The sequence below is a fragment of the Streptomyces sp. NPDC048254 genome (assembly GCF_043201895.1).
Lineage (GTDB): Bacteria > Actinomycetota > Actinomycetes > Streptomycetales > Streptomycetaceae > Streptomyces.
This window is the reverse complement of sequence record NZ_JBICZJ010000013.1, coordinates 261,856-284,845: the sequence shown is the minus strand read 5'-3', so window position 1 is coordinate 284,845 and position 22,990 is coordinate 261,856. Positions and strand designations below refer to the sequence as shown.

Annotated in this window: 21 protein-coding genes; 12 read left to right on the top strand and 9 right to left on the bottom strand. The window is 71.8% G+C overall.

What is annotated here, in order from left to right:
- Window positions 1-144: 144 nt before the first annotated feature.
- On the bottom strand, window positions 145-972 hold the full coding sequence (locus tag ACGFZQ_RS33305; protein ID WP_393843443.1) for a TIGR02452 family protein: 828 nt from the start codon (window positions 970-972) through the stop codon (window positions 145-147).
- Between the two features lie 279 nt (window positions 973-1,251).
- On the opposite strand from ACGFZQ_RS33305, the gene egtA reads away from it, so the two are divergent.
- From egtA to egtD, 4 genes are read left to right on the top strand one after another with little or no spacing between them, the layout of a single operon-like run.
- The gene (gene egtA / locus ACGFZQ_RS33300) at window positions 1,252-2,580 is read left to right on the top strand and encodes an ergothioneine biosynthesis glutamate--cysteine ligase EgtA (RefSeq protein WP_393843442.1); all 1,329 of its coding nucleotides are present in this window, start codon (window positions 1,252-1,254) and stop codon (window positions 2,578-2,580) included.
- Complete coding sequence (egtB, locus tag ACGFZQ_RS33295; protein ID WP_393843441.1) at window positions 2,577-3,905, top strand: ergothioneine biosynthesis protein EgtB; 1,329 nt, start codon at window positions 2,577-2,579, stop codon at window positions 3,903-3,905. Before egtA ends, egtB begins: the two co-directional genes overlap by 4 nt.
- Window positions 3,905-4,801, top strand: coding sequence for an ergothioneine biosynthesis protein EgtC (gene egtC, locus ACGFZQ_RS33290; RefSeq protein ID WP_393843440.1), 897 nt, complete (start codon window positions 3,905-3,907; stop codon window positions 4,799-4,801). Before egtB ends, egtC begins: the two co-directional genes overlap by 1 nt.
- The gene (gene egtD / locus ACGFZQ_RS33285) at window positions 4,798-5,760 is read left to right on the top strand and encodes an L-histidine N(alpha)-methyltransferase (protein WP_393843439.1); all 963 of its coding nucleotides are present in this window, start codon (window positions 4,798-4,800) and stop codon (window positions 5,758-5,760) included. Before egtC ends, egtD begins: the two co-directional genes overlap by 4 nt.
- A gap of 1 nt (window position 5,761) precedes the next feature.
- Here the strand turns inward: egtD and ACGFZQ_RS33280 are convergent, their stop codons facing one another.
- Entirely contained in the window at window positions 5,762-7,024 is a 1,263-nt protein-coding gene (locus tag ACGFZQ_RS33280) for an extracellular solute-binding protein (RefSeq protein ID WP_393843438.1), read from the bottom strand.
- Between the two features lie 135 nt (window positions 7,025-7,159).
- Complete coding sequence (locus tag ACGFZQ_RS33275; RefSeq protein WP_393843437.1) at window positions 7,160-7,651, bottom strand: FBP domain-containing protein; 492 nt, start codon at window positions 7,649-7,651, stop codon at window positions 7,160-7,162.
- Between the two features lie 71 nt (window positions 7,652-7,722).
- On the opposite strand from ACGFZQ_RS33275, the gene ACGFZQ_RS33270 reads away from it, so the two are divergent.
- The 3 genes from ACGFZQ_RS33270 to ACGFZQ_RS33260 all read left to right on the top strand — a co-directional run bounded on the left by ACGFZQ_RS33270 (window position 7,723) and on the right by ACGFZQ_RS33260 (window position 9,858).
- On the top strand, window positions 7,723-8,292 hold the full coding sequence (locus tag ACGFZQ_RS33270; protein WP_393843436.1) for a TetR/AcrR family transcriptional regulator: 570 nt from the start codon (window positions 7,723-7,725) through the stop codon (window positions 8,290-8,292).
- Between the two features lie 72 nt (window positions 8,293-8,364).
- Window positions 8,365-9,543, top strand: a complete 1,179-nt coding sequence (locus tag ACGFZQ_RS33265; RefSeq protein WP_393843435.1) for a GDSL-type esterase/lipase family protein — start codon at window positions 8,365-8,367, stop codon at window positions 9,541-9,543.
- Window positions 9,544-9,642: 99 nt separating this feature from the next.
- Complete coding sequence (locus ACGFZQ_RS33260; RefSeq protein WP_089106102.1) at window positions 9,643-9,858, top strand: dodecin; 216 nt, start codon at window positions 9,643-9,645, stop codon at window positions 9,856-9,858.
- A 27-nt stretch (window positions 9,859-9,885) separates the two neighbouring features.
- On the opposite strand, the gene ACGFZQ_RS33255 is transcribed toward ACGFZQ_RS33260, so the two are convergent.
- Window positions 9,886-10,377: a hypothetical protein gene (locus ACGFZQ_RS33255; RefSeq protein ID WP_393843434.1), complete on the bottom strand. Its 492-nt coding sequence runs from the start codon at window positions 10,375-10,377 to the stop codon at window positions 9,886-9,888.
- 132 nt (window positions 10,378-10,509) lie between these two features.
- Between ACGFZQ_RS33255 and rpmF the strand changes: the two genes are divergently transcribed.
- Together rpmF and ACGFZQ_RS33245 are read left to right on the top strand one after the other, a co-directional pair.
- Complete coding sequence (gene rpmF, locus ACGFZQ_RS33250) at window positions 10,510-10,680, top strand: 50S ribosomal protein L32 (RefSeq protein WP_393843433.1); 171 nt, start codon at window positions 10,510-10,512, stop codon at window positions 10,678-10,680.
- Window positions 10,681-10,723: 43 nt separating this feature from the next.
- Window positions 10,724-11,722: an LLM class flavin-dependent oxidoreductase gene (locus ACGFZQ_RS33245; protein ID WP_393843432.1), complete on the top strand. Its 999-nt coding sequence runs from the start codon at window positions 10,724-10,726 to the stop codon at window positions 11,720-11,722.
- Here the strand turns inward: ACGFZQ_RS33245 and ACGFZQ_RS33240 are convergent, their stop codons facing one another.
- Window positions 11,723-14,197, bottom strand: a complete 2,475-nt coding sequence (locus ACGFZQ_RS33240) for an ATP-dependent Clp protease ATP-binding subunit (RefSeq protein WP_393843431.1) — start codon at window positions 14,195-14,197, stop codon at window positions 11,723-11,725.
- A gap of 164 nt (window positions 14,198-14,361) precedes the next feature.
- Between ACGFZQ_RS33240 and ACGFZQ_RS33235 the strand changes: the two genes are divergently transcribed.
- The 3 genes from ACGFZQ_RS33235 to ACGFZQ_RS33225 all read left to right on the top strand — a co-directional run bounded on the left by ACGFZQ_RS33235 (window position 14,362) and on the right by ACGFZQ_RS33225 (window position 18,373).
- Window positions 14,362-14,556 (top strand): antitoxin, encoded by a 195-nt coding sequence (locus ACGFZQ_RS33235; RefSeq protein WP_393843430.1) that lies wholly within the window; start codon window positions 14,362-14,364, stop codon window positions 14,554-14,556.
- Window positions 14,557-14,625: 69 nt separating this feature from the next.
- The gene (locus ACGFZQ_RS33230) at window positions 14,626-16,962 is read left to right on the top strand and encodes an ATP-binding cassette domain-containing protein (RefSeq protein WP_393843429.1); all 2,337 of its coding nucleotides are present in this window, start codon (window positions 14,626-14,628) and stop codon (window positions 16,960-16,962) included.
- A gap of 43 nt (window positions 16,963-17,005) precedes the next feature.
- On the top strand, window positions 17,006-18,373 hold the full coding sequence (locus ACGFZQ_RS33225; RefSeq protein WP_393843428.1) for a DUF3500 domain-containing protein: 1,368 nt from the start codon (window positions 17,006-17,008) through the stop codon (window positions 18,371-18,373).
- Here ACGFZQ_RS33225 and ACGFZQ_RS33220 read toward each other — a convergent pair.
- The 4 genes from ACGFZQ_RS33220 to ACGFZQ_RS33205 all read right to left on the bottom strand — a co-directional run bounded on the left by ACGFZQ_RS33220 (window position 18,328) and on the right by ACGFZQ_RS33205 (window position 22,990).
- Window positions 18,328-19,212 carry a lysophospholipid acyltransferase family protein gene (locus ACGFZQ_RS33220; protein WP_393843427.1) on the bottom strand — a complete coding sequence of 295 codons (885 nt, stop codon included), beginning with the start codon at window positions 19,210-19,212 and terminating at the stop codon, window positions 18,328-18,330. The two genes, ACGFZQ_RS33225 and ACGFZQ_RS33220, sit on opposite strands and share 46 nt — an antisense overlap.
- The gene (locus ACGFZQ_RS33215; RefSeq protein WP_393843426.1) at window positions 19,212-19,985 is read right to left on the bottom strand and encodes a GNAT family N-acetyltransferase; all 774 of its coding nucleotides are present in this window, start codon (window positions 19,983-19,985) and stop codon (window positions 19,212-19,214) included. Before ACGFZQ_RS33215 ends, ACGFZQ_RS33220 begins: the two co-directional genes overlap by 1 nt.
- Window positions 19,986-20,294: 309 nt before the next feature.
- Window positions 20,295-21,044: a succinate dehydrogenase/fumarate reductase iron-sulfur subunit gene (locus ACGFZQ_RS33210; protein WP_351703725.1), complete on the bottom strand. Its 750-nt coding sequence runs from the start codon at window positions 21,042-21,044 to the stop codon at window positions 20,295-20,297.
- The gene (locus tag ACGFZQ_RS33205) at window positions 21,041-22,990 is read right to left on the bottom strand and encodes a fumarate reductase/succinate dehydrogenase flavoprotein subunit (protein ID WP_393843425.1); all 1,950 of its coding nucleotides are present in this window, start codon (window positions 22,988-22,990) and stop codon (window positions 21,041-21,043) included. Before ACGFZQ_RS33205 ends, ACGFZQ_RS33210 begins: the two co-directional genes overlap by 4 nt.

The following is a 22,990-nucleotide window of genomic DNA, read 5'->3' as shown; positions in this document are numbered from 1 at the left end:
TGTCAACGTCCCCCAGCCTTCGGCCGGGGGTGCCCCCACCGCGTTGCCGCCCTCCTCCGCCTTGCAGTCGGACGCACCAGGCCCCGCTCACCGGCACTGATGATGTGCCGTTGTTCTCCTGCGACCTGATCCGCCGGACAGACCCTAGGCGTCGAGGGCGGCTTCCCGGAACACCTCCGTGAAGGCCGCCCGGACCACCGATCCCGGCGTACGGTCCAGGACCCCGAACACCACGTGCTCGAAGGTCCGGGCGAACGGTCCGCCGGGGCCCAGCAGCCCCTGGAAGGCCCCCGCGACCTGCCGGGGGTCGTTCTGGAAGACCCCGCAGCCCCAGGCGCCGAGGACCAGCCGCCGGTAGCCGTGCGCGGCGGCCACCTCCAGGACCCGCCCGGCCCGGGCGCCGAGGGCGCCCGGCAGTTCAACGGTGCGTTCCGGCGTCGTACGGCGTATCACGCCCGCGTTGGGCGCGGCGGACGTGAGGAATCCGGCGCGGTAGGGCTCCGTGAGGAGGCGGCCGCGGTCGTCACGGAAGACCGGGACGGCCGGGGAGTGGATCACCCGGTCCGAGTAGAACGGGTCGCGGTGGGCGCGGTGGTGGTCGTAGAAGGCTCTGGCGTGCAACTGGCAGGCGTAGAGCGCGGAGGCGCGGCACAGGGCCTCCTCCTGCGCCTGGGCGCCGTTCAGATAGCCGCCGCCCGGGTTTCGGGCCGAGGCGAAGTTCAGGACCGCGACCGGGGCGTCGGCCAGCCGGCGGGCGGCCTCCAGGCTGCTCTCGCCGGTGACCTCGACGACCGTCCGCACCGGAGCGGTCGCCGGAACCGGCACCGGTTCCGGACCGTGGATCCGCGTCCCGGCCTGTGCGGCCGCGATGTCGGCCGCCAGCAGGACCTCCCGGCCGTCGGGGGTCCGATAGGCCCCCGCCGCCACGATCCGTTCCGTCTCCTGGGCGATTCCGCGCAGGCGCGCGCTCATGGCGCCACCCCCGTGGGCGCCATGACCGCGGCCTGTGCGGCCTCCCCCGTCGTGCTCATGTACGCATCCTGGGTGATGCTGGTGATGCGGTGCAACGGAGTTTCGTGCGCCCGAAACGGTTCCGGAACGTGCGAGGAAGCAGAGGTTACCGATCTAGAACGTCCCGATAGGTGCCCTTGTGCGAATCGGCGCGAAGGTCTTGGGTGTAACGGACGTAGCCGTCCCGGACCCCTCCACGGCCGGGCCGGCGGCATGGTGGAATCTCAGGAGGATCCCGACATGTCCGACTCGATATCCGACGGCGGCGACTGTACCGACGGCTCGGTGAAGACCGACTTCTCGGACGACCGCACCGCTGTCACCGAAGCCGAGGTGGAGGCCCTGGTCAAGGGCATCTGCTTCAAGACAGGTCCACCCCGCACGGTCGGGGTGGAAGTGGAATGGCTGGTCCACGAGCTGCGGCGACCGCAGCTCCCCGTGACACCCGAACGACTCGAAGCGGCCTACGCCGCACTGCGCCCGGTGCCCCTGGGGTCGGCGCTCACCGTCGAACCCGGCGGTCAGCTGGAGCTGAGCTCGCCGCCCGCCGCCTCCCTGATGGAGTGCATCGGCACCGTCTCCGATGATCTGGACGCCGTACGGGCGGTCCTGGCCGAGCTGGGTCTCGGTCTCGTCGGCGCCGGCCACGATCCCTGGCACCCGCCCCGCCGCTTCCTGCGCGAGCCGCGCTACGACGCGATGGAGGCCTGCCTGGACCGGACCGGCCCGGCCGGCCGGCACATGATGTGCGCCTCGGCCTCCGTGCAGGTCTGCCTGGACGCCGGCCAGGAGGAGCCCGGCCCGCTGGGACACACGCGCCGCTGGTGGCTGGCCCACCAGCTGGGCCCGGTCCTGGTGGCCGCCTTCGCGAACTCCCCCCTGGTGGGAGGCCGTCCCACCGGCTGGGTCTCCACCCGGCAGCTGCTGTGGATGGAGATCGGCGCGGGCCGCGCGGGAGCGCCCCCGCTGGCCGGCGACCCGCGCACGTCCTGGGCCCGGCACGTGCTGGACGCCCCGGTGATGTGCGTACGGCGGGACAGCGGCCCCTGGGAGGTGCCCGAGGGGCTCACCTTCCGGGAGTGGACCCGGTCGGGGTCGCCCACCAGGGCTGATCTCGCCTACCACCTCACCACGCTGTTCCCGCCGGTCCGGCCGCGTGGTCATCTGGAGCTGCGGATGATCGACGCGCAGCCCGGCGACGACGGCTGGATCGTGCCGCTCGCGGTGACGACGGCGCTGTTCGACGACCCGGAGGCCGCCGAGACCGCGTACCGGACGGTGAAACCGCTGACCGAGCGTGCGCGGCCGCGGTCGGCCCCGCACAATCCGCTGTGGATCGACGCGGCCCGGACCGGGCTCGGCGACCCGGAACTGCACGAGGCCGCCGTCGCCTGTTTCGCGGCGGCACTGGAGGCCCTGCCCCGGCTGGGCGCGACCCCCGAGGTCGTGGCCGCCGTGGCGGCGTACCACGACCGGTACGTCCTCCAGGGCCGCTGCCCGGCCGACGACCTGCTGGACCCCCTGCACGGCACATCGGGCCGCGCCCACGGGAAGGACATCCCCGCATGACCGCCCCCGAGACCGACATCGACATCGAGACCCTGCGGGACCGGGCCCTGAAGTCCCTGATCACGGCCCGGGACCGCACCACGCTCCTGACCAGCTGCGTGGAGGAGCCCGACCTCACCGCCCAGCACTCCCCGCTGATGTCCCCGCTGGTCTGGGACCTGGCGCACATCGGCAACCAGGAGGAACTCTGGCTGCTGCGCAACGTCGGCGGCCGGGAGGCGATGCGCCCCGAGATCGACAGCCTCTACGACGCCTTCGAGCACCCGCGTTCCGAACGGCCCACGCTGCCGCTGCTGCCGCCCGCCGAGGCCCGGCGCTATGCGGCGGAGGTGCGCGGGCGGGCCCTGGACCTGCTGGAGGGCTCGGCGTTCAGCGGCGGCACCAGGCTGACCGAGGCGGGGTTCGCCTTCGGGATGATCGCCCAGCACGAACAGCAGCACGACGAGACGATGCTGATCACCCATCAGCTCCGCACGGGCCCGCAGGCCCTGACCGCCCCGGACCCCGACCCGGCGCCGCCGTTCACCGGCCCGGCCGAAGTCCTGGTCCCCGGCGGCCCGTTCACCATGGGCACCTCCACCGAGCCGTGGGCGCTGGACAACGAACGCCCCGCGCACCGGCGGGAGGTGGCGTCCTACTGGATCGACACCACCCCGGTGACCAACGGCGCGTACCTGGCGTTCATCGAGGAAGGCGGCTACGAGACCGAGCGCTGGTGGACGCCCGAGGGCTGGGCGCACATCCGGCAGCACTCGATCGTCGCCCCGCACTTCTGGCACCGTGAGGGCGGCCAGTGGCTGCGGCGCCGGTTCGGGGTCACGGAGGTCGTGCCGCCCGAGGAGCCGGTGCTGCACGTGAGCTGGTACGAGGCGGACGCCTACGCCCGCTGGGCCGGCCGCCGGCTGCCCACCGAGGCCGAGTGGGAGAAGGCCGCCCGGCACCACCCCGGCGAGAACCGGTCCCGGCGCTACCCGTGGGGCGACGCCGAACCGGCCCCGGCGCACGCCAACCTCGGCCAGCGGCATCTGCGCCCCGCCCCGGCGGGCAGCTACCCGGAGGGCGAGTCGCCGCTCGGCGTACGGCAGTTGATCGGCGACGTCTGGGAGTGGACGTCCAGCGACTTCCTCCCCTACCCCGGCTTCTCCGCCTTCCCGTACAAGGAGTACTCGGAGGTGTTCTTCGGCCCCGAGTACAAGGTGCTGCGCGGCGGTTCGTTCGCCGTGGACCAGGTGGCCTGCCGGGGGACGTTCCGCAACTGGGACTACCCGATCCGGCGGCAGATCTTCTCCGGCTTCCGCACCGCCCGTACCGCGGAGACCGTCTGATGTGCCGTCATCTGGCGTGTCTGGGCCCCGAGGAGCCGCTCGGCCGGCTCCTCGTGGAGCCCGGGCACTCCCTGTACCGCCAGTCGTGGGCACCCCGGCGGCAGCGGTACGGGACGGTCAACGCCGACGGTTTCGGAGTGGGTTGGTACGCCCCGGAGGATCCGCAGCCGGCCCGCTACCGGCGGGCCGGGCCGATCTGGGCCGACCAGTCCTTCGCCGACCTGGCCCGGGTGGTGCGCGCCGGCGCGCTGCTGGCCGCCGTACGGGACGCGACCCTGGCGGGCGCGGACGCGGAGGCCGCGGCGGCGCCGTTCGCCGCGGGCCGCTGGCTGTTCAGCCACAACGGGGCGATCCCCGGCTGGCCGCAGACGGTGGCGTCCCTCGTCCCGCTGCTGCCCCCGGTCGACCTGCTGTCGATGGAGGCGCGCACCGACTCAGCGTTCGTCTGGGCACTGGCCCTGCACCGGCTGCGGTCCGGCACACCGCCGGGCCCCGCCCTTGCCGAAACGGTTCTCCAGGTCGCCGAGGCGGCCCCGACCGCCCGGCTGAACCTCCTGCTCACCGACGGCGAGACCATCGCCGCCACCGCCTGGGGCGACAGCCTCTGCTACCTCTCGGAACCCGGCCACCGCACCGTCGTCGCCTCCGAGCCGTACGACGACGACCCGCGCTGGCGGGAGGTCCCCGACCGCACGCTGCTCATCGCGAGCCGCCGGGGCGTCACCCTCACCCCGGTCGGGAAGCCGATCGGGAAGCCGGTCGAGGACGGCACCGCCCAGGACGCCCGGCCCCAGGACGACCCGGTCGAGAACCCGGTCCAGGCCCCGGCATCCTCCCCCACTCTCGACTCCGTTCGAGCGGGGGCACCCTCATCCCCGAAGGAGCCCTGTACGTGAGTCCCCTCCGTGTCACCCGCACCCTTCCCGAGGACGCGACGGACGCCGCGCTGCGCGCCGATGTCCTGACCGGCCTCACCGCCACCCCCAAGACACTGCCGCCCAAGTGGTTCTACGACGCCCGGGGCAGCGAACTCTTCGAGGAGATCACCGAGCTGCCCGAGTACTACCCGACCCGGGCCGAGCGGGAGATCCTGCTCGCCCGGTCCGGCGAGATCGCCGTCGCGAGCGGTGCCCGCACCCTGGTGGAGCTCGGCTCCGGCTCCTCCGAGAAGACCCGCCTGCTGATCGACGCGCTCACCGCTCTCGAGGTGTACGTCCCGGTCGACGTCAGCGAGAGCGCGCTGACCCAGGCCGGGCAGGCGCTCATCGAGGAGCGGCCGGCGCTGTCCGTGCACGCCCTGATCGCCGACTTCACCGGCCGGATGAGCCTGCCCGAGACGCCGGGGCCGCGGCTGCTGGCGTTCCTCGGCGGCACGATCGGGAATCTGCTGCCCGCCGAGCGGGCCCGGTTCCTGGCCTCGGTACGGTCGCTGCTCGCGCCCGGTGACGCGCTGCTCCTCGGCACCGACCTGGTCAAGGACGAGGACGTGCTGGTCCGGGCGTACGACGACGCGGCCGGGGTGACGGCCGAGTTCAACAAGAACGTCCTGGCCGTCGTCGACCGGGAGCTGGGCGCCGACTTCGACCCGGACACCTTCGACCATGTCGCCCTGTGGGACGCGGACGAGGAGTGGATCGAGATGCGGCTGCGCTCCCGGGTCGCGCAGACCGTGAAGGTGCCCGCGCTCGACCTGGCGGTGGACTTCGCGGCGGGTGAGGAGCTGCGCACCGAGGTGTCGGCGAAGTTCCGGCGGGCCGGAGTGACCAGCGAACTGGCCGCCGCGGGGCTTGAGTTGACCAACTGGTGGACCGACTCGCAGGGACGCTTCGCGCTCTCCCTCAGCGTCGCGCGCTGACTCACCCGAAGTCCGGCGCGAGCAGTTCGGTGATCCGCCGGGAGGCACGGCGGGCCTCGGTCACGGGGTCCGCCCCGCTGAGCACTTCGGTCATGTAGCCCTTGATCGGGTTGTCGGCCTCGACCGCCGGCCAGTCCGGGGTGTGGGGGGTCGCCCGGCCCTGCGCGGCTCCCGCCGCCATGGCGGCGACCCCCTCCGACCCGGCGACCGCGCCCGCCAGTGTGGTCTTGTTGGGCACGTAGTTCATCGTGCGGGCCAGTTCGGTGTCCCACTTGGCTCCGGCGAGGGCGCCGACGACGGCGGTCGCGTCGTAGGGCCGGTCGGTGTTCTGCGGTACGACGAGATCGGAGCCGCCGGTGAAGACGGCTCCGGGGTGGTCGGCCGTGCGGCCCGGCACCGGGAAGAAGCCGATCTCTTCCTTGAGTTCGGGGTTCTCCTGCACGATCGACTGGGCAAGGCCGGGCACCGCGACGAGCTGTGCGACCTGGCCGCCCGCGAACACCCCGACCTGGGGCGGGTGTTCCTCGTCGGCGTCCACGGGCCCCTTGCCGAGGGCCTGGAGCCGCCGGTAGAAGTCCATCCCGCGCAGTGCGGCCGGGCTGTCCAGGGTGCCCTTCCAGCCGGCGTCCGTCTGCTCGGCGAGATCACCGCCCTCGTCCCAGACGAACCCGGAGAGCGTGTACCAGTCCTGTCCGGCGAGGTAGATTCCCTGGTTCCCGCCCGAGTTGAGCTTCTCGGTGTCGGCCAGCCACTCGTCGCGGTCCTTCGGCGGGGAGGTGATGCCGGCCTTCTCGAAGAGGTCCTTGCGGTAGATGACGACACGGTTGGCCGCGTACCAGGGGATGCCGTACTGACGCGATTCGTCCCGGCCGGGTTCGGCGAGGCCGGGCAGCCAGTGCTCCTTGCCCCAGTCCCGCATCGACTCCAGGGTGAGGTCGGTGAGCCTGCCGTCCTCGACGTACTGCGGGACCTGGGTGTTGCCGACCTCGATGACGTCGGGAGCGTCCGCGGAGTCGGACCTGAGCGCCGCCTGCACCTTGTCCACGATCCCGGTCCACTGCTGGATACGGATGTCGAGGCGGATGTCCTTGTGGGTGCGCTCGAAGTCGGCGGTGAAGCGGTGCAGGAACTCCTGCGACGCGCTGTTCTGCATCAGCCACACCGTGATGGTGTGCCGCCCGCCCGATCCGCCCGGCAGGACGCCACAGGCGCTGAGCAGCGCGGCGGACACACAGACGAGGGCGAGCGGGCGACGACGTCTCACGAGGGGGTTCCTGTTCTGTCTGGCGGACAGGGGAGAAGGCCCGACGTGGGGGAACGAGCACGGGTGCTCGTACGGGTGTACGGGATTTTGGTATGGACCAATGCGCAGGGTCAAGGGCCGCAACCCATGACCGTCTCAGGCGGTGACCCTGGCGACGAACGCCGCGAGGTTCGCGACGGTCCGCTGGATCTTCTCCTCCAGGGTGAGCGATTCGGGCAGGCGCGCACCGACGCCCGCGTCCTTCCTGCCCCGCACGTACAGCGGGCAGGCGAGGTCGCTGCATATGTAGACGCCCACGGAATTCCCCTGCTGCCCGGCCTTGCCGGCCTTCGCGGCGACCATCAGCGAGACGCCCCCGGTGTGGGTGGTCAGGCACACCGAGCACATGCTGCGCCGCGCCTGCCAGGACGTGGGACCGGAGGAGCGCAGGGCGAGCGCCACCGGGCGGCCGCCCAGCTCGACGGCGAGGTAGGCGCGGTCGGGCGCCTGGGGGTCCCGCCAGCCGAGGAAGTCCAGGTCGTCCCACGGCCGGTCGGCCAGGTCGTGGGGGACGGACAGGCGCTTGGCCTCGCCCTTGGTGCAGTTCACGAACGCGGCGCGGATCTCCCGCTCGTTCAGGGGTCTCATGTGCCGTAGGCTAATTTGCCTAAACCCTTTAGGCAAATGCATTATGACTGTCGCCAGACAGGAGGAAGGCTATGGCCAGAGTGGGGCTGACCCCGGAGCGACTGACCGTGGCGGGGGCGGAGCTGGCCGACGAGGTCGGCTTCGACCAGGTGACCGTCTCGGCACTCGCCCGGCGGTTCGACGTCAAGGTCGCGAGTCTGTACTCGCATCTGAAGAACTCCCAGGAACTCAGGACCAGGATCGCCCTGTTCGCCCTGGAGGAACTCGCCGACCGGGTCGCCGACGCCCTGGCCGGGCGGGCCGGCAAGGACGCCCTGGCCGCCTTCGCGGACGCCTACCGCGACTACGCCCGGGAGCATCCCGGCCGGTACGCCGCCGCCCGGCTCCGGCTCGACCACGAGACCGCGGCCGCCAGTGCCGGGGTGCGGCACGCCCAGATGACGCGGGCGATCCTGCGCGGCTACGACCTGACGGAGCCGGACCAGACACACGCGGTCCGGATGCTCGGCAGCGTCTTCCACGGCTACGTCAGCCTGGAGCTCGCCGGGGGTTTCGAGCACAGCGCCCCCGACGCACGGGAGTCGTGGGCCTGGATCGTGGACTCCCTCGACGCTCTGCTGCGGAACCGGGCCACGTCCTGACCGGCGGCGGTGCGACGCCGCGCACCGCCCCCCTCCGAACCAACCGGACATATCGATCAACAGGCTGAGGCGATGAGCACCGAACACGACTGGATCACCACACCCGTCACCGTGGACATCCTGCGCGGCTTCCTGGACGTGGAAGCGACCGCGCACGGTCTGCTGCCGCATCGGCTGCCCGCCCGGGCCCGCCGGCAGATCCCCGACAGCCAACTGGCCATGGCCGAGGCCCAGCCCTCCGGCGTGCGGCTTGCCTTCCGCACCCGGGCCACCGCCGTCGAACTGGACACGCGGCCCACCAAACGGGTGTACCGCGGGTTCCCGGCCCCGGCGGACGGCGTGTACGACCTGCTGGTCGACGGCCGCCTCACGGCCCAGGCCACGGTGGCCGGCGGCAACGTGCACACCATCACCGACATGTTCACCCAGTCGGCCGAGCTGGCCGAGGGGCCGGCCGGCACCGCCCGGTTCACCGGCCTCCCCGCCGGTGACAAGGACGTCGAGATCTGGCTTCCGCACACCGAGATCACCGAGCTGATCGCCCTGCGCACCGACGCCCCCGTCGAGCGGGCACCGGAGAGCGGGCGCAGGGTGTGGCTGCACCACGGCAGTTCCATCAGCCACGGCTCGAACGCCACGCATCCGACCGCCACCTGGCCGGCCCTGGCAGCCGCCCGGGGCGAAGTGGAGCTGGTCAACCTGGGGTTCGGCGGCAGTGCGCTGCTGGACCCGTTCACCGCGCGTGCGATGCGGGACACCCCCGCGGACCTGATCAGCCTCAAGATCGGCATCAATGTCGTCAACGCCGACGCCATGCGCCTGCGCGCCTTCGTCCCCGCGGTGCACGGCTTCCTCGACACCCTCCGCGAGGGGCATCCGACGGCTCCGCTGCTGGTCGTGTCCGCCCTGCTGTGCCCGGTCCAGGAGGACACTCCCGGACCGCTCGCGCCCGACTTCGACGGCAAATCCCTGCGGTTCAAGGCGTCCGGCGATCCGGCCGAACGCGCCGCCGGGCGCCTGACGCTCAACGTCATCCGTGCCGAACTCGCCCGGATCGTCGGACAGCGGGCGGCCGACGACCCGAACCTGCACTACCTCGACGGCCGCGACCTGTACGGCGAGCGGGACTACGCGGAGTTCCCGCTGCCCGACGAGGTGCACCCCGATCAGGCGGGGCACCGGCGCATCGCCGAGAACTTCGGGCGGCTCGCATTCGGCGCCGGCGGCCCCTTCGCCGTCGAGACCGGCTGACCGGCGACCGGCGACCCGCGACCGGGATCTCGATCACCGACGCCTCGCGCTCCGCTCCCGGATGCGGCACCTTGGAATGACGACGAGAGGAGCATCCCGATGCCGAACCACACCTACCGGGTCACCGAGATCGTCGGCACCTCGCACGAGGGCATCGACCAGGCCATCCGCAACGGTGTCGCACGCGCCAACCAGACTCTGCGCAACCTGGACTGGTTCGAGGTGACACAGGTCAGGGGCCAGATCGAGAACGGGCAGATCGAGCACTACCAGGTGGGCCTGAAGGTGGGCTTCCGCATCGACGACGAGGGCTGACGGCCACGGGACCCGTGCCGGGCGGGCTCAGGTCCGCCCCTCCCCCTCCTGGGCCTGCTCCAGCGCGGCCGAGCGGTCGGCCCAGCGGGCCCGCACCACGGTGAACCCGGCCCGTTCGGCGTCGTCGCACACCAGCTCGTCGTCATCGACCAGGACGCGGACCTCACGCCGTTCGGCGAGGCGGCGCAGGATCTCCAGCTTGGTGTGCCGGGCGGGCCTGCGATCGGCGTTGCGCCGCATGTGCACACGTCCCTCGGGCAGCCCATGGGCGGCGAGCCAGTCCAGGGTGTCGCGCCGGTAGCGGTCCGGCCGTCCGGTGAGATAGACGATCTCGCACTCCTCCGCGGTCGCCACGGCCAGCGTGATCCCCTCGGCGAGCGGCGGATCGTGCGGCGCGGCCGCGAAGAAGGCGTCCCAGTCGCGGGGCTTTCGCTCCAGGAACCGCTGGCGGTGCGCGGTGTCGGCGAGGGTGTTGTCGATGTCGAACACGGCGATCGGACGCTTGCTGCTGTCGGTCACGCGGCAACCCTAGTCGGGCACCGGCATCGGCCCTGGGCACCGGACAGCCAATTGCTCATGGGATCCATTTTCATATAGCCTCCTCGGTGCCGCCCGGTCGGCACCGTCACAGCAGCACCGAGGAGGATCCCCATGGCCGTACCCAAGCGGAAGATGTCGCGCAGCAACACCCGTCACCGCCGCGCCCAGTGGAAGGCGAGCACCCCGACGCTCGTCCCGGTGACCGTCGACGGTGTCCGGCATCTGGTTCCGCAGCACCTGGTCAGGGCCTACGAGCGCGGTCTGCTGCGCCCCGGGGACTGACCGGCGGCGGGAATCCTGGGGCCGCTCCGGTGTTGAACCCTCTGTGAACGCGCTGATCGCCGGGACCCGGTTCTCCGTCCTCGACCGCTCGCGCACCCGGGAGGGACACACCCCCGGTGCGGCGCTGCGGGACACCGTGGCGCTGGCGCGGGAGGTGGAGGCGCTCGGCTATCACCGGTTCTGGGTCTCGGAGCATCACGGGGTGCCCGGGGTCGCCGGTTCGGCGCCGACCGTACTGGCCGCGGCCGTCGCCGCCGCGACCCGCACCATCCGGGTCGGCACCGGTGGTGTCATGCTGCCGAACCACCAGCCTCTGGTCGTGGCCGAGCAGTTCGGGGTGCTGGAGTCGCTGTTCCCCGGGCGGATCGACATGGGGCTGGGCCGGTCGGTGGGGTTCACCGACGGGGTCCGCAAGGCGCTGGGGCGCGACAAGGACGACGCCGAGGACTTCGCGGCGCAACTCGGCGAGCTGCTCGGCTGGTTCGAGGGCACCTCGCCGACCGGGGTGCGGGCCCGCCCGGCTCAGGGGCTGCGGGTGCCGCCGTTCGTGCTCGCGATGGGCGAGGGCGCCGGCATCGCGGCCCGCGCCGGGCTGCCGATGGTCATCGGCGATCTGCGCAACCGGGAGAAGATGCGCCGGGGCATCGACCACTACCGCGACCGCTTCCGCCCCTCCCCCTGGGCGGCCGAGCCCTATGTCGTGATCTCCGGGACCGTCGCCGTCGCCGGTACCCCCGAGGCGGCCCGCCGGCTGCTCGTCCCCGAGGCCTGGTCGATGGCCTACTCCCGCACCCACGGCACCTTCCCGCCGCTGCCCCCGGCCGAGGCGGTCGAGAGCAGGGCGATGACCGTGAAGGAGCGCGGCTTCTACGAGTCCGGGCTCGCCGGGCACCTCGCCGGTACCGAGGAGCAGGTCGCGGACGAGCTGGAGTCGGTCCTGAAGGAGACGGCCGCCGACGAGGTCCTGGTCACCACCAGCAGCTACGACCGCCCGGCCCTGCTGGACTCCTACCGGCGGCTGGCCGCGCTGGTGCGGGCCTGATCAGCCGACCTCGGCCGGCTTGTCGGACCTGATCACGATCTGGCCGTCGGCCGCGTCCACCACCGCCCGGTCGCCCGCCGTGAGCTGGCCGGAGAGCAGCAGGTCGGCGAGGCGGTCGTCGACCTCGCGCTGGATGGTGCGGCGCAGCGGGCGGGCGCCGAAGTCGGGTTCGTGACCGAGGTTGGCGAGCAACCCCGCGGCCGCGTCGGTGACTTCGAGGCCGACCTCCTGGGCGTGCAGGCGGCGCCGGGTGTGCTCCAGCAACAGGTCGACGATCTGGCGCAGTTGGGTGCGGTCCAAGCCGCGGAAGACGATGATCTCGTCGATGCGGTTGAGGAACTCCGGCCGGAAGTGCTGCTGAAGGGCCGGCATCACGGCCTCACGGACCTTGGCGTAGTCCTCGGTGCCGGCGGCCAGGATGCGGTCGGCACCGATGTTCGACGTCATGATGACGACGGTGTTCTTGAAGTCGACGGTACGGCCCTGGGCGTCGGTGAGCCGGCCGTCGTCCAGCAGCTGGAGCAGGGTGTTGAAGACGTCCGGGTGCGCCTTCTCCACCTCGTCGAGGAGGAGCACGGCGTACGGCTGCCTGCGCACCGCCTCGGTGAGCTGACCGGCCTCCTCGTGGCCGACGTATCCGGGCGGGGCGCCGACCAGCCGGGAGACCGTGTGGCGCTCCTGGAACTCGCTCATGTCGAGGCGGATCATGCGGGTCTCGTCGCCGAAGAGGGCGGCGGCCAGGGCGCGGGCCAGCTCGGTCTTGCCGACGCCGGTCGGGCCCAGGAAGAGGAAGCTGCCGACCGGACGGTTGGGGTCGCTCATGCCGGCCCGGGCACGGCGGACCGCCCGGGCGACGGCGGTGATCGCCTCGTCCTGGCCGACGACCCGCTCGTGCAGGTGCTCCTCCAGCTTCATCAGCCGCTCCCGCTCCTCCTCGGTGAGCTGGGCGACCGGGATGCCGGTGGTACGGGAGACGACCTCGGCGATGTCCTCGGCGGTGACCTTGGGCGCGTGCTCCTCGGCCGTGCCCGCCTGCGCCAGCTCGGCCTCCGTCTCCCTGATCCGGTCACGGACCTCCTTGGCGCGCTCGTACTCCTCGTCGGCGACGGCCTGGTCCTTCTCCCGGTTCAGGGCGGCGATCCGGTCCTCGATGTCCCGGGTGTCGGTGGGCGGGGTCTTCGAGCGCAGCCGGACCCGGGCGGCGGCCTGGTCCATCAGGTCGATCGCCTTGTCGGGCAGGAAGCGGGAGGTGATGTACCGGTCGGAGAGCTCGGCCGCCGCGACCACCGCCTCGTCGGTGATACGGACCTGGTGGTGGGCCTCGTAACGGTCGCGCAGGCCGCGCAGGATCTCGATGGTGTCGTCGACCGTGGGCTCGCCGACCAGGATGGGCGCGAACCGGCGTTCCAGGGCCGCGTCCTTCTCGATGTGCTTGCGGTACTCGTCGATCGTGGTCGCGCCGATCAGGTGCAACTCGCCGCGGGCGAGGGCGGGTTTGAGGATGTTGCCCGCGTCCAGGGACCCGTCGCCGCCCCCGCCGGCGCCGACGACGGTGTGCAACTCGTCGAGGAACAGCACCAGTCCGTCGCTGTGCTCGCGGACCTCGTCGAGGAGTTTCTTCAGCCGCTCCTCGAACTCGCCCCGGTACTTGGTTCCGGCCACCATCCCGGCCAGGTCCAGGGAGACCAGCCGCTTGCCATCCAGGGTCTTGGGCACGTCCCCGGCGACGATCCGCTGCGCGATGCCCTCGACGATGGCGGTCTTGCCGACGCCGGGGTCACCGATCAGGACGGGGTTGTTCTTGCTGCGCCGGGAGAGCACCTCGATGGTCTGCTCGACCTCGTCGTCCCGCCCGATCACCGGGTCAAGGCGCCCGGCCCGGGCGTCCTCGGTGAGATCACGGCCGTACTCGTCGACGGTCGGCGTGGTGCTGGGCTTCTTCCGCTCCGCCGGGCCCTCGACCGGCATCCGGGTCGGCTCCCAGCCGCTCTCGCCGAGCGTCCGCCCGGCCGTCGACTCCGGGTTCGCGGCGAGCGCGCGCAGCAGGTGCTCGGGGCCGATGTAGGAGGCACCCTCGGCACGGGAGATCTGGTAGGCGTCGAGCAGGGCGCGCTTGGCGGCCGGGGTGAGGGTGGTGGGCTCCGTCTTCTCGCCGCCGCCGTGGCCGGCGGTGAGCCGCTCGCGGAGCTGGTCGGGGTCCGCGCCGGCCTCGGTGAGCAGCCGCCGGGTGGAGTCGTGGGTGGTGGCCGCGGCCAGCAGGTGCCTGGCGTCCAGCTCCTCACTGCCCTCGACGGCGGCGAGGTCGCGGGCCTCGGCCACCAGCTCGCGCGCCCGTTCGGACAGCAGGCTGCCGATGTCGACGCGCTGCGGTCGGCGGGCCGGTGTGCCCGGTCCGGATCCGCCGAAGAAGCGGGACATCAGCTCGTCGAAGTCTTCGAAGGGACTGCGTCCGAATCCGAAACCGGGAGTGCTCATGGGGCCCGGGCCTTTCTGCGGTCGGCTCTGCGAATCGGCGGGATTCCGCGTCTTCCAACCTCGCACAGGCACGCCGGGCCCGCACGGGGACGCCCGCCGAGATGCGGACCGGGCCGGGGCCGGTGACGCTGGTGAGGAAGCCGCAACCAGCGAGGAGGGCTGCCATGTCCATGCTGGACAAGCTCAAGGGGATGCTCAAGGGCCACGAGGACCAGGCCAAACAAGGCGTCGAAAAGGGCGGCGACATGATCGACCAGCGGACCGGGAACAAGTACCAGTCCCAGGTCGACATGGGCCAGAAGAAGGCCGACGACTACATCGAGCAGGAGCGGAACCGGAACAACCCTCCGCATCCCTGACGGACCGCACGGACTAGACTCGCGGGGTTTGTCCCTGCCCGGCGAGTCGTCCGTACGGAGCCTCCCCCGATGCACAGCCCCCACGATCCGTACGTCCGCGTCCGTGGCGCCCGTGAGCACAACCTCAAGGGCGTCGACGTGGACATCCCGCGGGACGTGCTGGCCGTCTTCACCGGCGTGTCCGGTTCGGGGAAGTCGTCCCTGGCGTTCGGCACGATCTACGCCGAGGCCCAGCGGCGCTACTTCGAGTCGGTCGCACCGTACGCGCGCAGGCTGATCCACCAGGTCGGGGCGCCGAAGGTCGGTGAGATCAGCGGGCTGCCGCCGGCGGTCTCGCTCCAGCAGCGCCGCTCGGCTCCGACCTCCCGCTCCTCGGTCGGCACCATCACCAACCTCTCCAACTCCCTGCGCATGCTCTTCTCGCGTGCCGGGGACTATCCGCCGGGCGCCGAGCGGCTCGACTCCGACGCGTTCTCCCCGAACACGGCGGTGGGCGCCTGCCCGGAGTGCCACGGTCTGGGCCGGGTCCACCGTACGACGGAGGAGTCGCTGGTCCCCGACCCGTCGCTGTCGATCCGGGACGGCGCGATCGCCGCCTGGCCGGGTGCCTGGCAGGGCAAGAACCTGCGGGACATCCTGGACGCGCTCGGTCACGACGTGGACCGGCCCTGGCGCGAACTGCCGGCCGGGGAACGGGAGTGGATCCTCTTCACGGACGAGCAGCCGGTGGTCACCGTGCACCCGGTCCGGGACGCCGACCGCATCCAACGGCCGTACCAGGGCACGTACATGAGCGCCCACCGGTACGTCATGAAGACCTTCTCGGACTCCAGGAGCCCGGCGCTGCGGGCGAAGGCGGAGGGCTTCCTGACGAGCGCGCCCTGTCCGGTGTGCGGCGGCAGGAGGCTGCGGCCGGAGGCGCTCGCCGTGACCTTCGCGGGCCGTACGATCGCGCAGCTGGCCGGGCTCCCCCTGACCGAGCTGGCCGGACTGCTCGGCGGCGGCCCTGCGTCGGAGACCGCGCGGGTGCTCACCGATGACCTCACCGCCCGCATCGCACCGGTCGTCGAACTCGGCCTCGGCTATCTGAGTCTGGACCGGTCGACCCCCACGCTCTCCGCGGGTGAGCTGCAACGCCTGCGCCTGGCCACGCAGTTGCGCTCCGGGCTGTTCGGTGTCGTGTACGTCCTGGACGAGCCGTCGGCCGGGCTGCACCCGGCGGACACCGAGGCGCTGCTCACGGTGCTGGCGCGGCTGAAGGCGGCCGGGAACTCGGTGTTCGTGGTGGAGCACCACCTGGACGTGGTGCGCGGCGCCGACTGGCTGGTGGATGTGGGCCCGGGCGCCGGTGAGCACGGCGGCCGGGTGCTGCACAGCGGGTCGGTGGCGGAACTGGCCGGGGTCCCGGAGTCCGCCACCGCCCGCCACCTGTTCGCGGCGGGGCCCGCTCCGGCCCGTCGGCTCCGCTCTGCCGTCGGGTGGTTGAAGGTCGGCCCGGTCACCCGGCACAACCTGCGCGCGGTCACCGCCGAGTTCCCGCTCGGTGTCCTCACCGCCGTCACCGGAGTCTCCGGCTCGGGCAAGTCGACGCTGATCGGCGAGATCACCGAGGAGCTGGACGGGGTCGGCCGGCTGGTCTCCGTCGACCAGAGGCCGATCGGCCGCACCCCGCGTTCCAACCTGGCCACCTACACCGGCCTGTTCGACGTCGTACGGAAGGTGTTCGCGGCCACCGACCGGGCGCGGGAGCGTGGTTACGGCGCGGGGCGGTTCTCCTTCAACGTGACCGGAGGGCGCTGCGAGACCTGCCAGGGCGAGGGTTTCGTCAGCGTGGAGCTGCTGTTCCTGCCCAGCACCTACGCACCCTGCCCGGACTGCGGCGGGGCCCGCTACAACCCCGAGACGCTCGAAGTGCCCTACCGGGGCCGGAACATCGCCCAGGTGCTGGAGCTGACCGTGGAGAGCGCGGCGGAGTTCTTCGCGGACATCCCGGCCGTGGCACGCAGCCTGCGCACCCTGCTCGACGTGGGGCTCGGCTATCTGCGACTGGGCCAGCCCGCCACGGAGTTGTCCGGTGGCGAGGCCCAACGGATCAAGCTGGCGAGCGAGTTGCAGCGCGGGCGGCGCGGCCACACCCTCTACCTCCTGGACGAGCCGACGACGGGGCTGCATCCGGCCGACGTCGAGGTGCTCATGCGCCAGCTGCACGGGCTGGTGGACGCCGGGCACACGGTCGTGGTGGTCGAACACGACATGGCGGTGGTGGCGGGCGCGGACTGGGTGATCGACCTGGGTCCGGGCGGCGGGGACCGGGGCGGCCGAATCGTCGCGGCGGGTCCGCCGGCGGAGGTCGCGCGGGCCGAGGGCAGTGTCACGGGACCCTATCTGTCCCGGTCCCTGCCCTGATGATCTTCAGGAACGCTTCAGGTTGCCCCTGGAGTTTGGGCGTATGCATGGACACCACCCCCGCACCCCCGAAGCCGAGCGCACCCGCCGCTGGTTCATGAACAAGGCGTTGCTCGCCGGCGGTGCCGCCGCGCTGGCGACCATGACCGGCTGCTCCAACGGCTCGTCGGGCACGTCGAGTTCGGCCTCCGGCACCCCCGGTGGCGGTATGCCCTCCGGCGGACCCGGCGGCATGGGCCCCGGCCAGTCCGAGGTCAAGTACAAGGACTTCGTGGGCCTCACCACGGACGGCAAGGTCGTCGATGGCCTGTACTCGGTCCACTCCACCGACGTCTCCACGGACAAGGTCGTCAAGGCCGCGCAGGCCTTCCTCGACGGCCTCAGCACGAAGGAGCGCACCTCGTGCACCTTCGACGTGGCCGACGACGAGTGGCTGGCCTGGAGCAACGTCGACGGCTACGAGCGCAAGGGCGTCCGGATGGGCGACATCACGGACGCGAAGCGGGAGCTGGGCTATGCGCTGCTCGGCGCCGCGCTGTCCGCGAAGGGGCTCACCCAGACCCGCAACATCATGAAGCTGAACGCGTTCCTGGGCGACTACAACGGCGGCAACCGGGAGACCCTCACCGAGGGCGCCTACTTCTTCACCTTCATGGGCACCCCGTCGACGAGCAAGCCGTGGGGTTTCCAGTACGAGGGCCACCATGTGGCGATCAACTACTTCGTCCTGGGCGACCAGGTCGTCATGACACCGACCTTCATGGGCTCCGAGCCGACCTCGGCCACCTACCAGGGCGAGAAGATCACCCTGTTCAAGCCGGAGACCAAGGCCGGTCTGGCCCTGCTCCGCTCCCTCACCTCGGCCCAGCGCGCCAAGGTGATCGACGCCAAGGTCAGCAAGAGCGGCACCGACATGAAGGCGGGCGCCGGCGCCGACAACCTCGAGCTCGCCTACCAGGGCCTGCCCGGCTCCGAACTCACCTCGGCCCAGCGGGACAAGCTCCTCGACCTGGTCGGCGTCTACGTCGGTTACCTGGACGACGGCCACGCCGGCGTGCGGATGAAGGAGGTGGAGGAACACCTGGACCAGACGTACTTCTACTGGCTCGGCGAGACCAAGGACACCTCGGCCTTCTACTACCGGGTGCACAGCCCGGTCGTCCTCATCGAGTACGACGCCCAGTCACCGCTCGCCTACGGGACGAAGACCGGCAGCGGCGGCCAGCCCGCGGGGCAGCCCACCGGCCGGCCCACCGGTGGCATGCCCACCGGCCAGCCGGGCGGGGGCGGTGGCATGGGCGGTCCGGGCGGCACACCGACCCAGCAGCACATCCACACCATCATCCGCACGCCCAACGGCGGCGACTACGGCGTCGACCTGCTCAAGCTCCACTTGGAGACCGACCACTGAGAGCCCTTGCCGGGGCTCACCAGAGCCGCGTGCGTCCAGGCCGGCCCGTGGGTCACCGGCTGGGCGGCGCGGGCGAGGGTGCGCCGGTCCGGGTGGCGGCCGGCCGGTATCAGCGGCCGTATGTCCACCTCGGCCACCAGGCCACGGGTCGACACCACCCGCCACAGGGAGGCCAGCAGCGTGTCCTCACCGACATAGGCGGGCACGGTGCTGGCCTCGCCTGCTTCCAGCCGGTAGTGCAGCCGCACCGGCTGCACGGGCGCGCCGGCGTCCAGGGCGGCCTGGAACACGGCCCGGCGGAACCGGCCCTGGGCCCGGCCGCACCAGGTGCTGCCCTCCGGGAAGGCGACCACCGCGGCGCCCTCCCGCAGCGCGCCCGAGATCCGGCCGACCGTGTCCGGCAGCGCGCGCAGCCGGTCCCGGTCGATGAACAGCGCCCCGGCACCGGCCACCAGCGCGCCGGCCACCGGCCACTCGCGGATCTCCTTCTTGGCGAGCATCCGCGCGGGCCGGACGGCGGCCAGCAGCGGGATGTCCATCCAGGAGATGTGGTTGGCGACAAGGAGCACCCCGCCGCTGTCCGGCGCATGGCCGGTGATCCGGACCTGGACCCCGGCGGCCCGGACGACCAGCCGGGAGAACCGGCGCACCCACTCGGCGGGGATCCTCCCCCGCAAGCGGGGGCACCCCCAGCCGAGCGGGAGCAGCGTGATCGCGACCAGCATCAGGGCCACGACCGCGGCGAACCGCAGCACGGCGCGGGGAACGACCATGAGCGACCCCGCGGACTCCACGCACGCGCCGGGGGTGCAGGGCGCGCTGGGCAGCCAGACGCTCATCAGGCCGGGACGAGCGAGAGGAAGTGCCGCAGATAGCGCGCGTTGACCCGGCGCATCGACAGCAGGACGTACATGTCGGCGACCCCGAAGTCGGGGTCGTGCGCGGGCTCGCCGCACACCCAGGCGCCGAGGCGCAGGTAGCCGCGGAGCAGCGCGGGCAGTTCGGCACGGCCCTCCGGGGCCGGTCCCTCGGGCACCCACGGGCGCAGCGGTCGTACCCGCAGTTCCTCCGGGGCGAGGTGCTTGGCCTGCACCCGCTCCCAGGTGGCGGCGGCGAGGGCACCGCCGTCGGCGAGCGGGACGGAGCAGCAGCCGGCCAGCCACTCATGGCCGCGGTCGACCATGTACCGGGCTATGCCGGCCCAGATGAGGCCGATGACGGCGCCGTCGCGGTGGGCGGGGTGCACACAGGAGCGGCCGACCTCGACCAGGTTGGAGCGGATGCCGGCGAGCGGGCTGAGGTCGAACTCGCCCTCGGAGTAGAGGCGGCCGGCGACGGCGGCGCGCTCGGGCGGCAGCAGTCGGTAGGTGCCGACGACTTCGCCGGTGAGGGCTTCCCGGATCAGGAGGTGGTCGCAGAACGCGTCGAAGGCGTCCACGTCCAGACCCGGTTCAGGCCCGTCGAGCCGGGCGCCCATCTCTCCGGCGAACACCTGGTAGCGCAGTCGCTGCGCGGCCCGGACGTCGTCCTCGTCGCGGGCGAGCTGTACCAGATAGCCGGAGTCCCCGGGCGGGGCGGCGAGAGCAGGGGGTGAGGCGGGCATGGCGGTCATGGAGGTCTCCTGCGCCGAGCGGAAGCTGAGGAAATCTGCACCTGCTTTCTTCCTTGGCAGGCTGGACTCGGCGTGACGTGCGCGGGACCCGTGGATGTGCGGCTGCTGAATGCCGGGATTCGGTGGGTGGCTCACCCCCGCGCGTGTCCCTGCGGACGCGTTGCAGCAACGCTACCGTGACCCGGCCCGGACGTTGCGCGCCCGTGGCGCGACGGTTGGCGAACGGCGAAACGGGGCCGGGGAGCACCAGCCCCGGCCCCGCCCGCTCGCACTTGTCGGCGAACGTTCATTTACGCGCCTCCTACGGCGCTACCGCTTTCCCGCCTTCCGGGTGGCCCGCAGCCACTCCTTGTTCATGCTCGTGATGGACACCAGCGGAATGCCCTTCGGGCAGGCCGTCGCGCACTCCCCCGTCAGCGTGCAGCCGCCGAAGCCCTCGTCGTCCATCTGGGCCACCATGTCCAGCACCCGCGTCTCCCGCTCGGGAGCCCCCTGGGGCAGTACGTTCAGGTGGTTGATCTTGGCGGAGGTGAACAGCATCGCCGCCCCGTTGGGGCAGGCCGCCACGCACGCACCGCACCCGATGCACTCCGCGTGCTCGAACGCGAAGTCGGCGTCGGCCTTCGGCACCGCCGTGGCGTGCGCCTCCGGCGCGGCGCCGGTCGGCGCGGTGATGTACCCGCCGGCCTGGATGATCCGGTCGAACGCGGACCGGTCGACCACCAGGTCCTTGATCACCGGGAAGGCGGAGGCCCGCCACGGCTCGATGTCGATCGTGTCGCCGTCCTTGAAGGACCGCATGTGCAGCTGGCAGGTGGTGGTCCGCTCCGGGCCGTGCGCGTCCCCGTTGATCACCAGGGAGCACGCGCCGCAGATCCCCTCACGGCAGTCGTGGTCGAAGGCGACCGGGTCCTCGCCGTTGAGGATGAGCTCCTCGTTGAGGGTGTCGAGCATCTCCAGGAAGGACATGTCCGAGGAGATGCCGTCCACCTCGTACGTGGACATCGCGCCGTCGGCGTCGGCGTTCTGCTGCCGCCAGACGCGCAGGGTGAGCTTCATGCGTAGCTCCGCTGAGTGGGGTGGACGTACTCGAAGACCAGGTCTTCCTTGTGCAGGACCGGGGCGTCCCCGGTGCCGGTGAACTCCCAGGCGGCCGCGTAGGCGAACTCGTCGTCCTTGCGGGCGGCCTCGCCGTCCGGCGTCTGGGACTCCTCCCGGAAGTGGCCGCCGCAGGACTCGGCGCGGTGCAGCGCGTCGAGGCACATCAGCTCGGCCAGCTCCAGGTAGTCGACGATGCGGTTGGCCTTCTCCAGCGACTGGTTGAACTCCTCGCCGGTCCCGGGCACCTTGATGCGCCGCCAGAACTCCTCGCGGATCTGCGGGATGCGCTCAAGTGCCTTGCGCAGCCCCGAGTCCGTCCGGGCCATGCCGCAGAACTCCCACATCACTTCGCCGAGTTCACGGTGGAAGGAGTCGGGTGTGCGGTCGCCGTCGACGGACAGCAGCAGGTTCAGCCGGTCCTCCGTCTCGGCCAGCACCTCCTGCACGACGGGGTGTTCGTCCGTCACCGCCTCCTGGTGGGGGTTGCGGGCGAGGTAGTCGTTGATGGTGGCCGGCAGCACGAAGTAACCGTCGGCCAGGCCCTGCATCAGCGCACTCGCGCCGAGCCGGTTCGCCCCGTGGTCGGAGAAGTTGGCCTCGCCGACCGCGAACAGCCCGGGGACGGTGGTCTGGAGGTCGTAGTCGACCCACAGCCCGCCCATCGTGTAGTGCACGGCGGGATAGATCCGCATCGGCACCTGGTACGGATCCTCGTCGGTGATCCGCTGGTACATGTCGAAGAGGTTGCCGTACTTGGCCTCGACGGCCTTCCGCCCCAGCCGCGCGATGGCGTCGGCGAAGTCGAGATAGACGCCCTGCCCGCCGGGCCCGACGCCCCGTCCCTCGTCGCAAACGTTCTTCGCGGCGCGGGAGGCGATGTCACGCGGGACGAGGTTGCCGAAGGACGGGTAGATGCGCTCCAGGTAGTAGTCGCGCTCGTCCTCGGGGATCTGGTTGGCGGGCCGGGTGTCACCCTTGGCCTTGGGCACCCAGATCCGGCCGTCGTTGCGCAGCGACTCGCTCATCAGGGTGAGCTTGGACTGGTGGTCGCCGGTGCGCGGGATGCAGGTGGGGTGGATCTGGGTGAAGCACGGGTTGGCGAAGTAGGCGCCGCGCCGGTGCGCCCGCCAGACGGCGGTGGCGTTGGAGTTCATGGCGTTCGTCGACAGGTAGAAGACGTTGCCGTAGCCACCGCTGGCCAGGACGACGGCGTCCGCGAAGTAGGTATCGATCTTCCCGGTGATCAGATCCCGGGCCACGATCCCGCGCGCCCGCCCGTCGACCACGATCACGTCGAGCATCTCGGTACGCGGATGCATCTCCACGTTCCCGGCGGCGATCTGCCGGCTCAGCGCCTGGTAGGCGCCAAGGAGCAGCTGCTGCCCGGTCTGCCCACGGGCGTAGAAGGTGCGGGACACCTGGACACCGCCGAAGGACCGGGTGTCGAGCAGACCGCCGTACTCGCGGGCGAACGGCACGCCCTGCGCCACGCACTGGTCGATGATCTCGACGGAGATCTGCGCGAGCCGGTGGACGTTGGACTCCCGGGCCCGGAAGTCGCCGCCCTTGACGGTGTCGTAGAACAGCCGGTGGACGGAGTCGCCGTCGTTGCGGTAGTTCTTCGCCGCGTTGATCCCGCCCTGTGCGGCGATGGAGTGGGCGCGGCGCGGGGAGTCCTGGTAGCAGAACTGGACGACGTGGTAGCCCTGTTCGGCGAGGGTGGCCCCGGCGGAGCCGCCGGCCAGACCGGTGCCGACGACGATCACGGTGTGCTTGCGCCGGTTGGCGGGGTTGACCAGCTTGGCCTCGAAGCGGCGGGTGTCCCAGCGCTCGTTGACCGGTCCGGCGGGTGCCTTGGCGTCGGCGACGGCTTCGCCGGTCGTGTAGTTCACGTAGTCGGTCAT

Coding starts and splice junctions, on each gene's coding strand:
- ACGFZQ_RS33305 (WP_393843443.1), bottom strand. CDS start 972: ATGAGCGCGCGCCTGCGCGGAATCGCCCAGGAGACGGAACGGATCGTG.
- egtA (WP_393843442.1), top strand. CDS start 1,252: ATGTCCGACTCGATATCCGACGGCGGCGACTGTACCGACGGCTCGGTG.
- egtB (WP_393843441.1), top strand. CDS start 2,577: ATGACCGCCCCCGAGACCGACATCGACATCGAGACCCTGCGGGACCGG.
- egtC (WP_393843440.1), top strand. CDS start 3,905: ATGTGCCGTCATCTGGCGTGTCTGGGCCCCGAGGAGCCGCTCGGCCGG.
- ACGFZQ_RS33275 (WP_393843437.1), bottom strand. CDS start 7,651: ATGAGACCCCTGAACGAGCGGGAGATCCGCGCCGCGTTCGTGAACTGC.
- ACGFZQ_RS33270 (WP_393843436.1), top strand. CDS start 7,723: ATGGCCAGAGTGGGGCTGACCCCGGAGCGACTGACCGTGGCGGGGGCG.
- ACGFZQ_RS33265 (WP_393843435.1), top strand. CDS start 8,365: ATGAGCACCGAACACGACTGGATCACCACACCCGTCACCGTGGACATC.
- ACGFZQ_RS33260 (WP_089106102.1), top strand. CDS start 9,643: ATGCCGAACCACACCTACCGGGTCACCGAGATCGTCGGCACCTCGCAC.
- rpmF (WP_393843433.1), top strand. CDS start 10,510: ATGGCCGTACCCAAGCGGAAGATGTCGCGCAGCAACACCCGTCACCGC.
- ACGFZQ_RS33240 (WP_393843431.1), bottom strand. CDS start 14,197: ATGAGCACTCCCGGTTTCGGATTCGGACGCAGTCCCTTCGAAGACTTC.
- ACGFZQ_RS33235 (WP_393843430.1), top strand. CDS start 14,362: ATGTCCATGCTGGACAAGCTCAAGGGGATGCTCAAGGGCCACGAGGAC.
- ACGFZQ_RS33230 (WP_393843429.1), top strand. CDS start 14,626: ATGCACAGCCCCCACGATCCGTACGTCCGCGTCCGTGGCGCCCGTGAG.
- ACGFZQ_RS33225 (WP_393843428.1), top strand. CDS start 17,006: ATGCATGGACACCACCCCCGCACCCCCGAAGCCGAGCGCACCCGCCGC.
- ACGFZQ_RS33220 (WP_393843427.1), bottom strand. CDS start 19,212: ATGAGCGTCTGGCTGCCCAGCGCGCCCTGCACCCCCGGCGCGTGCGTG.
- ACGFZQ_RS33215 (WP_393843426.1), bottom strand. CDS start 19,985: ATGACCGCCATGCCCGCCTCACCCCCTGCTCTCGCCGCCCCGCCCGGG.
- ACGFZQ_RS33210 (WP_351703725.1), bottom strand. CDS start 21,044: ATGAAGCTCACCCTGCGCGTCTGGCGGCAGCAGAACGCCGACGCCGAC.
- ACGFZQ_RS33205 (WP_393843425.1), bottom strand. CDS start 22,990: ATGACCGACTACGTGAACTACACGACCGGCGAAGCCGTCGCCGACGCC.